Source organism: Mangrovibacterium sp., from assembly GCF_059905295.1.
Genome location: NZ_JBZQJF010000250.1, coordinates 1 through 13,093, shown reverse-complemented (window position 1 = coordinate 13,093; position 13,093 = coordinate 1). Strand labels below are relative to the sequence as shown.

Here is a 13,093-nt window from a genome sequence, read left to right as displayed (position 1 = left end):
GTCACCAACTTTCAGTTCAGCATCCAGGTTATCCCATGGGTGAGGAGTCAATTGTTTCAGACCAAGAGCGATACGTTTTTTGTCATCATCGAAGTCAAGGATAACAACGTTCAATTTCTGATCCAACTCAACGATTTCGTTCGGGTGAGTGATACGACCCCAGCTTAAGTCAGTGATGTGGATCAAGCCGTCAACGCCACCCAAGTCGATGAATACACCGTAAGAAGTGATGTTTTTAACGGTTCCTTCAAGAACTTGACCTTTTTCCAGTTTAGAGATGATCTCTTTTTTCTGTTGTTCAAGTTCAGCTTCGATCAATGCTTTATGTGATACAACTACGTTACGGAATTCCTGGTTGATTTTAACCACTTTGAATTCCATTGTTTTACCAACGTACATGTCGTAGTCGCGGATTGGTTTCACGTCAATTTGCGAACCTGGCAAGAATGCTTCAATTCCGAATACGTCAACGATCATACCACCTTTAGTGCGGCATTTGATGTAACCTTTAATGATTTCGTCGTTATCCAAAGCAGCGTTAACACGATCCCAAGAACGCATTGCACGAGCTTTTTTGTGCGATAAAATCATTTGACCTTTTTTGTCTTCCAGGCTTTCAATGTATACTTCTACAGAATCGCCTACTTTCAGGTCAGGGTTGTAACGGAATTCGTTCAATGATACGATACCGTCTGATTTGTAACCGATGTCAACAACAACTTCGCGTTTGTTCATCGAGATTACAGTACCTTCCAACACTTCTTTTTCCTGAACTGTGTTCAGTGTGTTGTCGTACATTTTTTCAAAGTCATTAGCACCACGTTGACCGGCAAAACCTTCGTCTTCCGACTCCAGTGCAGCCCAATCAAAGTCTTCGTTGCTCACAGCAGCTGTCGCTACCTCTGCAACTTCTTCCTTGATCTCAAGGTTCTCTTTGTTTTCTACCATTTTAAATTTCAATTACTTAATAAGTTAGACATTATATTTTTTCTAATGCGCGGCAAAAGTATGATTATTCAGACTGATTACAAAGATTTTGCGCGCTTTTTTGCAAGATTTTACGGATTTATCACAGAATGTTTTCTTTGGAACGGATTTTATCGGGAAAAGATGCTTTGTCAAAGGAAAAGAGCTTAGATTTGTATAACGTCGTAGAATTAAACAGAATTTAGTACTAAACCTAAAACTGAATGAAAGGAATTATTTTAGCAGGAGGCTCCGGGACCCGCTTGTATCCGATAACACAGACGATCTCGAAACAAATCATTCCGGTTTACGATAAGCCCATGATTTATTATCCGCTGTCGGTGCTGATGTTGGCTGGTATTCGCGAAATACTGATTATTTCGACCCCGGAAGATTTACCGAATTTTGAGCGTTTGTTGGGCGACGGTTCTCAGCTCGGGCTTCAACTGCACTATAAAATACAGCCTTCGCCCGATGGATTAGCTCAGGCTTTTATTATTGGTGAAGATTTTATTGGTGACGATTCCGTGGCCATGATTTTGGGGGACAATATTTTCTATGGTTATAACTTCAGTTCGTTATTGAGCCAGGCGGCTGCCAATGAAGATGGTGCTGTGGTGTTTGGTTATTACGTGACCGATCCGGAGCGCTATGGGGTAGTTGAGTTTGATGCTGCCGGGAATGTGTTAGGAATTGAGGAAAAGCCGGAAGAACCGAAATCGAACTATGCGGTTACCGGCTTGTACTTTTACTCGAATGATGTTATTGCAAAGGCTAAATCGCTCAAACCGTCGAAGCGTGGAGAACTGGAGATTACGGACTTGAATCGTTTGTTTTTAGTTGAAAATAGGTTGAAAGTTCAGCTTTTGGGCCGTGGTTTTGCCTGGCTTGACACCGGCACACACGAAAGCTTATTGCAGGCGTCCAATTTTATTGCAACCATCGAGCAACGACAAGGACTTAAAGTTTCATGTATCGAAGAAATTGCTTTTAAGAAAGGATATATCACAGCAAAACAATTACTTGAATTGGCTGAACCGTTGAAAAAGAATAAGTATGGCGAATATTTAATTCGCTTAGCAAACAACGAGATTTCTTCATTCTAAGAATTAGGATTGATTAATATGCAGGTTGAACAAACACCTATCGAAGGATTAGTAGTTATTACTCCTCGCATTTTTGAAGATGAGCGGGGATACTTTTTTGAAAGTTTTCATGCTTTAAAATATAAAGAAGTGGGAATAGACGCCGACTTTGTTCAGGATAATGAGTCGAGATCGACAAAGGGCGTAATTCGCGGGTTGCATTATCAGACCGGCGATTCGGCACAAGGAAAATTGGTTCGCGTTACAGAAGGTGCGGTTTGGGATGTCGCAGTTGATTTACGGAAGAATTCACCGACTTTCGGGCAATGGTTTGGCGTTGAGTTAAGTGCTTTGAATAAAAAACAATTCTTTATTCCCAGAGGTTTTGCTCATGGTTTTTCCGTTTTGAGCGAAACTGCAGTTCTAACATATAAATGCGATAATTTTTATAACCAGCAGGCCGAGGGAGGCGTTATATATAATGATCCGGATTTAAATATTGACTGGAAATTAGATGCTAAAAACGCTTTGTTGTCGGAAAAGGATCTGAAACATGGTTCTTTTCGCGAGGTGAGTGCCGGCATTTAATCTTCTTTGTTTATTAAATAAATGTTGGATTTTTTCATTTTTTGAAGGTAGCTTATAAATTACACATATTTTTGAAGTTCGGGGTCGCTTGAGATCCCCTCATCTTTTAAATCTTTTTGCATGAAAGTATTAATTACCGGTGCAAACGGACAATTAGGATCTGAAATAAAAGCCAGATCGGATCAATTTCCCGGTATTGAATTTTTGTTTACGGATGTAAATGAATTGGATTTAACCGATTTTGATTCAGTTCGCGCATACTGCGAGCATCAACAACCTTCATTTATTGTGAATTGTGCAGCTTATACGGCTGTCGATGTTGCTGAAACCGATATTGACCTGGCAACATTACTCAACACGAGAGTACCTGCATTTTTAGGCAAAATTGCTTCGCAAATCGGAGCAAAAGTCATTCACGTGTCAACCGACTATGTGTTCGACGGGACTGCTTGTACACCTTATGAGGAAGCAGATTTGGTTGATCCCGATTCGGTTTATGGCAAAACCAAGTTGAATGGTGAGATTGCCCTGGTCAAGGAAAATCCCAAAGCCATTATTATGCGGACGTCGTGGTTGTATTCCAGCTATGGCAAAAATTTCGTGAAAACGATGATTAAGCTGGGCATTGAACGCGATGAGTTAAAGGTTGTGGTTGATCAGGTTGGAACGCCGACGTTTGCGGGGGACCTGGCTGCAGCCATCCTGATGATTGTGAGCAAAGCCGGGGAAGAAGCTTCAACATGGAAAGCGGGCATTTATCATTACTCCAATGAAGGTGTGTGCAGCTGGTACGATTTTGCCAAAGCTATTCACGAGGTGTATGGCATTGATTGCAATGTTCACCCGATTGCTACTGAAGAGTATCCTACGCCGGCAAAGCGACCTGCATACAGTGTGCTCTGCAAGAAAAAAATTAAGCGCAATTACGGAATTTCAATTCCTTATTGGCGGGATAGCCTTAAAATCTGTATTGATCAAATAAAAAAAGAATAGAACAGAATCGGAAAGCTGAGTTTTTGGATTCTTTCTTTTAGTACTTATAATATAATCAAAACTAAATAGGATAATATGACAACAAACAATGATGTTTTAAACGGAGTCGTAGCCAAAGCCAAAAGCTGGTTAAGCGAAGTTTACGACGCGGAAACAAGAGCAGAGGTTCAACGCATGTTGGATCAAGAGGATAAAACGGAACTGATCGATTCATTTTACAAAGATCTTGAATTCGGAACAGGTGGCCTTCGCGGTATCATGGGTGCCGGTTCCAACCGTATGAATATTTACACCGTTGGTGCAGCAACTCAAGGATTAAGTAACTACCTGAAAAAGGAGTTTGCCGGTCAGGAAATCAAAGTGGCTATTGGTCACGACTGTCGGAATAACAGCCGCTTGTTTGCTGAAAAAAGTGCAGACATTTTCTCGGCTAACGGAATTAAGGTGTACTTGTTCGAGGACTTGCGTCCAACTCCGGAACTTTCGTTTGCGATTCGCGAGTTAGGTTGCCAAAGTGGTATTATTCTAACAGCTTCGCACAACCCGAAAGAATACAACGGTTACAAAGCTTACTGGACTGACGGTTCACAAATTGTAGGCCCGCACGATAAAAATATCATTGGCGAAGTACAACAGGTGAAAGCTGAAGATATCAACTTCGATAAAAACGAAGCACTGATTGAGATTTTGGGTGATGATATGGATAACAAATTCCTTGAAAAAGTGAAAAGTGTTTCATTGGCTCCCGAAATTGTAGCTAAGCACAAAGACCTGAAAATTGTATATACCCCGATTCATGGAACAGGTGTGAAGTTGATCCCTGCAGCTATTAAAGGATTCGGCTTCAACGATGTTATTCACGTTCCGGAGCAGGATGTTGTGAGCGGTGACTTTCCAACAGTGGTTTCTCCAAACCCGGAAGAACCTGCTGCGATGGAAATGGCCATTAAAAAAGCTTACGAAGTTGATGCTGATGTTGTATTGGCTTCAGACCCGGATGCAGACCGTTTAGGTGTTGTGGTGAAAAATGACAAAGGTGAATACATCATTATCAATGGTAACCAAACAGCTTTGTTGTTCATTTATTACATCATCACCCGGATGAAGGAAAGCAATGCGCTAAAAGGCAACGAGTTTGTTATAAAAACCATTGTAACGACTGAAAAGATTGCAGAAATTGCCGCGAAGAACGGAATTGAGTTTTTCGATGTTTACACCGGCTTTAAATATATCGCTGAAGTAATCCGCGAAAATGAAGGCGTGAAGAAATACATCGGTGGTGGTGAAGAAAGTTTCGGTTTCATGCCTGCTGACTTTGTGCGCGATAAAGATGCTGTTTCGGCTTGTGCGTTGATGTGCGAGATTGCTGCCTGGGCGAAAGATCAGGGTAAATCATTATATGAATTGATTCAGGATATCTACCTGGAATATGGTTTTTCGAAAGAGAAAATGAAATACATCGTTCGTAAGGGTAAAACAGGTGCTGACGAAATCAAACAAATGATGGTGAACTTCCGTGCAACCCCACCAAAAGAGCTGGGTGGAAGCAAGCTGAAAATTGTTAAAGATTATGGTGACCTGAGCGAGAAGAACGTGTTGACTGGTGACGTGAAGAAAATCAATCAGAAAATTACTGCTGATGTATTGCAATTCTTTACTGAAGACGGAACCAAGATCTCTGTTCGTCCGTCGGGAACTGAACCTAAAATCAAGTTCTACTTTGAAGTAGCTGTAGACCTGAAAGAGCGTGCAGATTACGATGCAGTTGAAAAAGCTGCAGAAGCAAAAATCGAAGCTATTATGGCTGAGTTGGATTTATAATTCAGACCCACACACAAATAATAAAGGCGAGCCTCCATTGAAGCTCGCCTTTTTCTTTTAACCCCCTTTTGTGATTACCAGATTACAACACGTTGGTCTTCCGGTAAAAACATATAATCGCCTTTCTTAACATCAAAAGCAGAGTAGAACTCAGGCATGTTACGAAGCGGCCCCAGCACGCGGTAACGACCCAGTGAGTGTACATCAACTTTTGTCAGGCGAAGTTTTTCTGCATCGCGAATATTTTGTGCCCAAATATGACCGTAGGACAAGAAAAACCGTTGGTCGGGTGTGAAGCCATCGATTTTTGGTTCGTTGCCTTTAAGTGCCATATGCAGCGCTGTGTAGGAAATGTTTAATCCACCCAGGTCGGCAATGTTTTCGCCCAGAGTCAGTTTGCCATCGGCTTTCACGGTATCCAGAACGGTGAATTGACTGTATTGATCAGCCAGGCGGTCGGCTTTTTCCGTGAAACGTTTGGCATCGTCGGCTTGCCACCAGTCGTTCAGGTTACCCACTTTGTCGTATTGGCGACCTTGATCGTCGAAGCCATGTGACATTTCGTGACCAATTACGACACCAATTGCTCCGTAGTTTACGGCATCGTCGGCATTTTTATAGAAGAATGGTGGTTGCAGAATTGCTGCCGGGAATACAATCTCGTTAGCCGAAGGATTGTAGTAAGCATTGACCGTTTGCGGAGTCATGCCCCATTCCGTTTTGTCAACCGGTTTGTTGACTTTGCTGATCATGTCGTCGAAGTAGAATTTACTTGAGTTCAGCACATTTTGGAAGTAGGAGTCCGGTGTGATTTTTAAAGCCGTGTAGTCTTTCCATTTATCCGGATAACCAACCTTTACGGTAATTGCATTCAGCTTTTCAATGGCTTTTTCTTTGGTTGTATCGCTCATCCATGTTAGGTTTCCGATACGTTCTCCCAATGCTTTGCGCAGGTTTTCAACTAATTTCAACATGCGCTCTTTGGCTTCAGGAGGGAAGTATTCTTTCACATACAGTTGTCCTACAGCTTCACCTAAAGCACTGTTTGTTGTTCCCTGCACCCGCTTCCAGCGAGGACGTTGCACCAGACTTCCACTCAGCGTTTTTCCGTAGAATTCGAAACTCAAATCTGAAACTTCTTTCGGCAACTCACTGGCAAAATTGGAGATGGTGTGATATTTCAGGTATTGTTTCCAGTCGGCAAGAGGTTTGGCTTCGACCATTTTAGCCATAGCTTTCATAAAATCCGGCTGGCAAACGATGAAGTCGCCCGGGCTGCTCAGGTTGATTGCATCGAAATACGCTTTCCAATTGTATTCCGGAGCCATTGCGGTCAGCTTCTCCAAGTCCATTTTATTGTAGACCTTATACGGATCGCGCTGATCGAGCATGCTCATGGAGAACACGGCAATTTCTTTTTCCATCGCGTAAATGGTTTCAGCATCCTTCTGCGCACTTACTGAATCCTGTCCTAAAATTTCGAGTAATCCGGTAATGTAAGCCCGGTATTTCTTTTGAATTTCGACCGAACGATCATCATCATTTAAGTAATAATCCCGGTTTGGCATTCCCAACCCACTTTGATACAGATAAGCCACTTTCATGGCCGAGTTTTTTTGGTCGGCATCAGCATAAATGCCGAATAGCGGATTTAAACCATAAGCTTGCCATTTGGCCAGTAGTTTTTGTACATCTGCTTTCGATTGCAAAGCATCAATTTGTTCCATGTAAGGCTTTAGTGGTGTTAAGCCGGCAGCCTCAATGGAAGTTGTATCCATACCACTACTGTAGAAATCGGCAATTTTTTGCTCAATGGTACCATCCGCAAAGGTGCCGGATGCGATTTCTGAAAAAAGGTCCTTGACTTGTTTTTCAGATTCATCACCCAAAACGTCAAAAGCACCGTAACGGCTTTTTTCATCGGGGAGGGGATTGCGTTTTTTCCAGCCTCCGTTGGCATATTCGTCAAAATCGGCTCCCGGAGATACCGTTGTATCCATATCGGCAATGTCAAGTCCTTTGCTGGCAACTTTTTGTGGGCCGTGGCTGCATGATACAGCGGCCATTGCCATCAGGCTAAGTCCTAATGTTTTGAAATAATTCATGTTTTCGATCAGAAATAATTGTTTTTACATTGGGTATGCAAAAGCTGAAAATAATTACAGTTTGACTACTGATTTTTTTCATTTCGAACAAAAAATGTGGTTCAGTATTGAAGGTATAAGCAGGAAACTATGCTTCTGGTCGCTTGCTGGCTCAGCTGTTCGTTTGTATTTTTGCAAGTAATTTGAAAGCAGATCAAATTTTAATCTTCTTATCTGTAGACTATTTTTCTATCTTTGCGCTTTCAATAAAAATCAGATTCATGCAAGAGAAAATTCTTATTCTTGATTTTGGTTCTCAGTACACGCAATTGATCGGTCGACGTGTGCGCGAGCTGAATATCTATTGTGAAATTCACCCGTTTAACCATTTTCCGGCAATCGACGAAACAGTGAAAGGTGTAATCCTAAGTGGAAGCCCTTCGTCTGTTCGTGACGAAAATGCACCAATCCCTGATCTTTCAGCTATCAAAGGAAAGATGCCTTTATTGGGGGTTTGCTACGGTGCGCAATACCTGGCGCATTATTATGGAGGCGAAGTGTTGCCTTCTGATTCACGTGAGTATGGTCGTGCCAACCTGGGGTACATCGATCAGGAAAACGAATTGTTCAAGCATCTGACATTGAATACGCAGGTGTGGATGTCGCATGGTGATACCATTGAACGCTTGCCTGAAAACTACAAGGTAATTGCATCGACCAGTGATGTGAAAAACGCTGCTTATAAAATTGGTGGTGAAGATACCTGGGCAATTCAGTTTCACCCTGAAGTTTACCACACCACAGAAGGAACTCAGTTGTTGAAAAACTTCGCTGTAGGTATTTGCGGTTGCAAACAAAACTGGACACCGGCTTCATTCATTGAAACTACCGTGGCTCAACTGAAAGAGAAGATTGGTGGCGACAAAGTTGTCCTTGGTCTTTCAGGAGGTGTTGACTCAACAGTTGCCGGTGTGTTGCTGAATAAAGCAATTGGTGAAAACCTGACTTGTATCTTCGTTGATAATGGTTTGTTGCGTAAGAATGAGTTCGAAGCAGTACTGGAATCCTACAAAGGAATGGGCTTGAACGTGATTGGCGTTGATTCCAAGCAGCGTTTCTGGAACGATTTGGCCGGGGTGACTGATCCCGAGCAAAAACGGAAAATTATTGGTCGCGACTTTATCGAAGTATTTGACGAAGAAGCACACAAAATACAAGATGTAAAATGGTTGGGACAAGGTACCATTTACCCCGACGTGATTGAGTCGGTATCGGTAAACGGACCATCGGCAACCATTAAATCTCACCACAATGTAGGTGGTTTGCCTGAGAAGATGAACCTGAAAGTGGTCGAACCTTTGAACCTGTTGTTTAAAGACGAAGTTCGCCGCGTAGGTAAAGCTTTGGGCATTAAAGATGAATTGCTGGGCCGTCACCCGTTCCCGGGACCAGGCTTGGGTATTCGTATCCTGAGTGATATTACACCTGAGAAAGTTCGTATTCTGCAAGAAGCTGACTACATCTTCATCAATGGATTGAAAGAGTGGGGCCTTTACGACGACGTATGGCAAGCTGGTGTGATGTTGTTGCCGGTACAGTCGGTTGGTGTAATGGGCGATGAGCGTACTTACGAAAACGTAGTAGCCCTGCGTGCAGTGATGTCTACCGATGGTATGACTGCCGACTGGGTGCACCTGCCTTACGAGTTCCTGGCAAAAATGTCGAATGAGATCATCAACAAAGTGCGTGGTATCAACCGCGTAGTTTACGATATCAGCTCGAAACCGCCTGCCACAATCGAATGGGAATAATTCTCGAATAACCGATATATTAAAAGGGGGCCGAAAGGTTCCCTTTTTTGTTTCTGATAGCTTTTTCAGGTTCCCTTCTATTGGGGTGACCTACCCTGGCCATCCTTGTAACGGTGGAGTTTTGAGTTTCGAGTTCCAAGTTCCAAGTTTCAAGTTCCAAGTTTCGAGTTTCGAGTTTCAAGTTGCGGTACATAAGTACCCTTGTGGAAGCCAGGGGCTGCTGCTTGTTTCTTGTTACTCGTTACTCGTTACTCAATCGGCCCTTGCTGGGAGAGGCGGAGACGATGCTGGGACGTCCCAGCGGCCTGCTGGGAAAGGCGGAGACGATACTGGGATGTCCCAGAGTCTTGCTGGGAAAGGCGGAGATGAAGCTGGGATGTCCCAGCAGGCTTCTGGGAAAGGCGGAGATGAAACTGGGACGTCCCAGAGGCTTACTGGGAAAGGCGGAAGGAGTTCTGGGACGTCCCAGAACGTTTATTTCCTGTCCCATTATGCCTCTGGGCAATCCTGTCACGGTAGATTCTTGTGACAAAGGCCTACTCCCATTGGAACCCAAATCAAATATATTGGTTAGAAGGGAAGGATTGTAAAATATTGTAATCCATATGCTTATCCCATTGCCTACGGAAGATGTATGTTGTGGAAGAAACAAGTATACGCTAAATAAAACAGGATCGCAGAGCTCTGCAAAATTAGTACCTGAAATACAAAAGTTAAAATAGATCAATATTATTTAAAATATCAATTGCGTTGATTTATGGTGAGTTGACTTTTCGTATCTTGAAAGTTGAAACCTCAAATTGATGACAAGTCAATGGCTAAAAAGATCCGTTTAATATTCGACTTTTACCGCTCATTTGCCTTTCCAAGTTTACTTGTAACAGTGGCTTGTGCTCTCATTGTTTATACGAACGGCCTATCGACAATTACAGTTTTGTTTTGGTTCAAGATTGCGACTTTGGCATTGATGGTCTACTTCTATAACAGTTATAAGCGGCACCAATTTTTCTACTATAAAAACCTGGGAGTATCCCGGTTGCAATTGTGGATTCCCTCGTTGTTGTTTGACTTTTTGCTGTTTATAACAGTATTGATTTTAATCGGAAAACTTTATGGAACACCAGCTGGAAGTTGACAGTATTCTACTTGAATTCGGGAATAAGCGGGTTTTGCAGGATGTTTTCTTCCGATGTGAAACGGGGAAAGTGATTGGCTTATTGGGACGAAACGGTGCCGGTAAAACATGTTTGCTGAAGATTACTTACGGCGAGTTGCCGTTAGTTAATAAGTCTGTTCGATTGGACGGGAGTAGCTTGTATCGGAACTATCGGGATCCCAACGATTTTCGTTATTTGCCTCAATTCAGTTTTGTACCTAAGGGAATTCGCCTGAGGCGCCTGTTCCGAAATTTTGAACTGGATTTTAATCGTTTTGTCCACTATTTCCCAGAGTTTCAAAAGTACTACAGAAAGACGTTCCGCAAGTTGTCCGGAGGGGAGAAACGTATTGTAGAGGTATACCTGATTCTCGCATCCAAAACTAAGTTCTGTTTGCTCGATGAGCCATTTTCTCAGGTGATGCCTTTGCATGTCGAAACACTCAAAAGAATAATTCGCGACGAGAGCCGAAACAAGGGAATTATTGTGACTGATCATCTCTACAAACATGTTACATCCGTTTGTGATGATGTGTACGTTATTACGAATGGAAAAACCTATCTGACAAGAGAGGCAGATGACCTCAGACGCTTGGGGTATATTAATTAGAGGTAATTCCCGAATAACCAGTATATCAAGGAGGAGTTGAAAGTTTTTCTTTGCTATTTACAATTCTCATTCAAGTAAATCTCGGCTTGCTGCATCCCCATTTCGAGTGCTTTTGCCCAGCTATTGCAGGCTTCGTCCTTTTTATTGAGATGATAGAGTGCAACACCTCTTCGCATCAGGATGATGGGTTTTGTGTCGTTGAATGTAAATGCGCTGTCCAGATCGTCCAGTGCTTTCTGGTATTCACCAAGTTGTAAATAGCAACTTCCCCGGCTGGCATAATAGTCGTACACAATGGGGTAATCGGTGCCGTTCTTTTTACTCCACTTGATGGCTGTTTCGAATTCATTGATCGCCAGTTGCAGGTTCATCTCCCGTTCATATACTTTCCCAAGATAGTAACACAGTTCATCATCCTCCTCAAAGATGAGTTTTGCCTTTTCCAGGTATTTTTGGGCTGTATTCAGGTCTTTCCCGTAAAAACAGGCTTGGGTCAACAGGATGTATTGCTCGCGGATAACGGAATCCAATTCAATGGCTAGTTCCAGGTTATCGATAGCCTCCGTATAAGCCTGATTTTTAATGAGGGTATCTGCCTGGTAGATTAAGATGATAGCTTTGTTGTAATCGTCCGTATCGATCTGGGCTTTGGCTGAACCAGCCATGAAAAAGCATAGCACAACTACTAGAATCAGGTATCTGTTCAATACGGGGCATGTATTATTTCTGAACTCTGCTAGCATAAAACATGGTTTATGAATTAGCAACTTTTCATGGCATTGAATCATTTCAATACAGTGATTGGAATGAGTTCTTGTTTTTACAGCACTGTTAGAGAAAGGTTTCAGTTGGAGGGGGCGGATGATTTTTGTCCTTCTGAAATTTGATGGCCTAAGATCCTTGGATCGCTTGCAGGATAAGGAACGTAAGGATATGTTAAAATTTTTGATTTTAGTTATTTGAACGAAAATTTAGATGGAGTGGGCTGTTGTCTTTTGGTGTAAGGTTTATTTTGGACTTGCCAGGTTTCAGGCGACTTCATGTAAAATTGATCTTTTATTAAAGGAAAAAAAACGAACTCTTGTACGATGTGTGCGTAAGCTTTTGGTACTGTTGGTTGTATTGTTTGTTGTTCACGTTTAATAAGATAGGTCAAATTGTTTTGGCAGTTTAAATGGCGGCACCAATGCGTCGGCAGATGAAGCTAACACCGGCCGAAGACCCTCGCCAATGTTCCGGATATTGCTTCCCAACCTAGAAAATTGATTCGTATGAAAAGGAGACCAAAACCTGCTTTGCTCTGCTTGGTTGGGCTGTGCTTTATGTTGGTACAGTTTGTTCAGGCCGGAACTAATGGCCCCCAAGTGATTGACTTTATCGGTTTCGATCGAACGACCAATTCAGTTGTTCTTACCCGCACCAATTGGTCGGAAGAGGGTTGCGCAATTGCTTTGTATACCTACTGTGTCGATGACGATTCGCTCGCAATTGACCCCGCGTGGCATGCCGTAGTGGACTTCGAACAGCGAAAAGCCGAGATTCTGGCGGATGTTAGTTTATCCGGTATAGAGCCGTTGAACAGTAGCGATATTCCTTATTTTATTGCTTTTAAGTGGGAGCAGCCGGTTAAATATTTCAGCACCCGAACGAACCAAAACACCTATAATCGTCCGTTCTCCATTACCGTTTTTAGGCAGCAGTACAATTACTACCAGTGCTCGTCTGCAAGTAACGAACCCAATGTCATTCATTTGCATATCGATTCTGATTCGGGCTTGGTTTTTATCAATTTTCAAGGAGATTGCGATGAAGGATATTGGTGCGACTCAGTGATCTATTATTCCCGGAAAAATGGTCAGTTTTTTAGCCGGAAAATAACCCCCAATGATGTATCTCCAATAAATACGTATAAAACAGCAGCTTTGGAAAACGAGACTTTTTAAGGCTGAAGACAAATGACGTTACTTTCCTGTAATTTT

General features: G+C 42.5%; 11 protein-coding genes. 8 read left to right on the top strand and 3 right to left on the bottom strand.

Annotated elements, in window-relative coordinates:
• The coding region (locus tag AC37HE_RS12985; RefSeq protein ID WP_500783275.1) for a 30S ribosomal protein S1 at positions 1 to 948 on the bottom strand (948 nt) is incomplete at its 3' end.
• A 242-nt stretch (positions 949 to 1,190) separates the two neighbouring features.
• Here AC37HE_RS12985 and rfbA point away from each other — a divergent pair.
• The 4 genes from rfbA (at position 1,191) to AC37HE_RS12965 (ending at position 5,453) form a co-directional block, all read left to right on the top strand.
• On the top strand, positions 1,191 to 2,072 hold the full coding sequence (gene rfbA / locus AC37HE_RS12980) for a glucose-1-phosphate thymidylyltransferase RfbA (RefSeq protein ID WP_500783274.1): 882 nt from the start codon (positions 1,191 to 1,193) through the stop codon (positions 2,070 to 2,072).
• 18 nt (positions 2,073 to 2,090) lie between these two features.
• Positions 2,091 to 2,639: a dTDP-4-dehydrorhamnose 3,5-epimerase gene (gene rfbC / locus AC37HE_RS12975; protein WP_500783273.1), complete on the top strand. Its 549-nt coding sequence runs from the start codon at positions 2,091 to 2,093 to the stop codon at positions 2,637 to 2,639.
• A 120-nt stretch (positions 2,640 to 2,759) separates the two neighbouring features.
• Positions 2,760 to 3,632, top strand: coding sequence for a dTDP-4-dehydrorhamnose reductase (rfbD, locus tag AC37HE_RS12970; RefSeq protein WP_500783272.1), 873 nt, complete (start codon positions 2,760 to 2,762; stop codon positions 3,630 to 3,632).
• Positions 3,633 to 3,707: 75 nt separating this feature from the next.
• Positions 3,708 to 5,453 (top strand): phospho-sugar mutase, encoded by a 1,746-nt coding sequence (locus AC37HE_RS12965; protein ID WP_500783271.1) that lies wholly within the window; start codon positions 3,708 to 3,710, stop codon positions 5,451 to 5,453.
• A 74-nt stretch (positions 5,454 to 5,527) separates the two neighbouring features.
• Here AC37HE_RS12965 and AC37HE_RS12960 read toward each other — a convergent pair whose 3' ends face one another.
• Positions 5,528 to 7,558, bottom strand: coding sequence for a M13 family metallopeptidase (locus AC37HE_RS12960; protein ID WP_500783270.1), 2,031 nt, complete (start codon positions 7,556 to 7,558; stop codon positions 5,528 to 5,530).
• 260 nt (positions 7,559 to 7,818) lie between these two features.
• Between AC37HE_RS12960 and guaA the strand changes: the two genes are divergently transcribed.
• The 3 genes from guaA to AC37HE_RS12945 all read left to right on the top strand — a co-directional run bounded on the left by guaA (position 7,819) and on the right by AC37HE_RS12945 (position 11,114).
• Positions 7,819 to 9,348, top strand: a complete 1,530-nt coding sequence (gene guaA, locus AC37HE_RS12955) for a glutamine-hydrolyzing GMP synthase (protein WP_500783269.1) — start codon at positions 7,819 to 7,821, stop codon at positions 9,346 to 9,348.
• A gap of 814 nt (positions 9,349 to 10,162) precedes the next feature.
• Positions 10,163 to 10,483: a hypothetical protein gene (locus tag AC37HE_RS12950; protein WP_500783268.1), complete on the top strand. Its 321-nt coding sequence runs from the start codon at positions 10,163 to 10,165 to the stop codon at positions 10,481 to 10,483.
• Positions 10,461 to 11,114: an ATP-binding cassette domain-containing protein gene (locus tag AC37HE_RS12945; RefSeq protein ID WP_500783267.1), complete on the top strand. Its 654-nt coding sequence runs from the start codon at positions 10,461 to 10,463 to the stop codon at positions 11,112 to 11,114. The genes AC37HE_RS12950 and AC37HE_RS12945 overlap by 23 nt, the downstream gene beginning before the upstream one ends.
• 53 nt (positions 11,115 to 11,167) lie before the next feature.
• Here the strand turns inward: AC37HE_RS12945 and AC37HE_RS12940 are convergent, their stop codons facing one another.
• Complete coding sequence (locus tag AC37HE_RS12940) at positions 11,168 to 11,857, bottom strand: hypothetical protein (RefSeq protein WP_500783266.1); 690 nt, start codon at positions 11,855 to 11,857, stop codon at positions 11,168 to 11,170.
• Between the two features lie 528 nt (positions 11,858 to 12,385).
• On the opposite strand from AC37HE_RS12940, the gene AC37HE_RS12935 reads away from it, so the two are divergent.
• Complete coding sequence (locus AC37HE_RS12935) at positions 12,386 to 13,057, top strand: hypothetical protein (protein ID WP_500783265.1); 672 nt, start codon at positions 12,386 to 12,388, stop codon at positions 13,055 to 13,057.
• Positions 13,058 to 13,093: the final 36 nt, after the last annotated feature.

Coding starts and splice junctions, on each gene's coding strand:
- rfbA (WP_500783274.1), top strand. CDS start 1,191: ATGAAAGGAATTATTTTAGCAGGAGGCTCCGGGACCCGCTTGTATCCG.
- rfbC (WP_500783273.1), top strand. CDS start 2,091: ATGCAGGTTGAACAAACACCTATCGAAGGATTAGTAGTTATTACTCCT.
- rfbD (WP_500783272.1), top strand. CDS start 2,760: ATGAAAGTATTAATTACCGGTGCAAACGGACAATTAGGATCTGAAATA.
- AC37HE_RS12965 (WP_500783271.1), top strand. CDS start 3,708: ATGACAACAAACAATGATGTTTTAAACGGAGTCGTAGCCAAAGCCAAA.
- AC37HE_RS12960 (WP_500783270.1), bottom strand. CDS start 7,558: ATGAATTATTTCAAAACATTAGGACTTAGCCTGATGGCAATGGCCGCT.
- guaA (WP_500783269.1), top strand. CDS start 7,819: ATGCAAGAGAAAATTCTTATTCTTGATTTTGGTTCTCAGTACACGCAA.
- AC37HE_RS12950 (WP_500783268.1), top strand. CDS start 10,163: ATGGCTAAAAAGATCCGTTTAATATTCGACTTTTACCGCTCATTTGCC.
- AC37HE_RS12945 (WP_500783267.1), top strand. CDS start 10,461: ATGGAACACCAGCTGGAAGTTGACAGTATTCTACTTGAATTCGGGAAT.
- AC37HE_RS12940 (WP_500783266.1), bottom strand. CDS start 11,857: ATGCTAGCAGAGTTCAGAAATAATACATGCCCCGTATTGAACAGATAC.
- AC37HE_RS12935 (WP_500783265.1), top strand. CDS start 12,386: ATGAAAAGGAGACCAAAACCTGCTTTGCTCTGCTTGGTTGGGCTGTGC.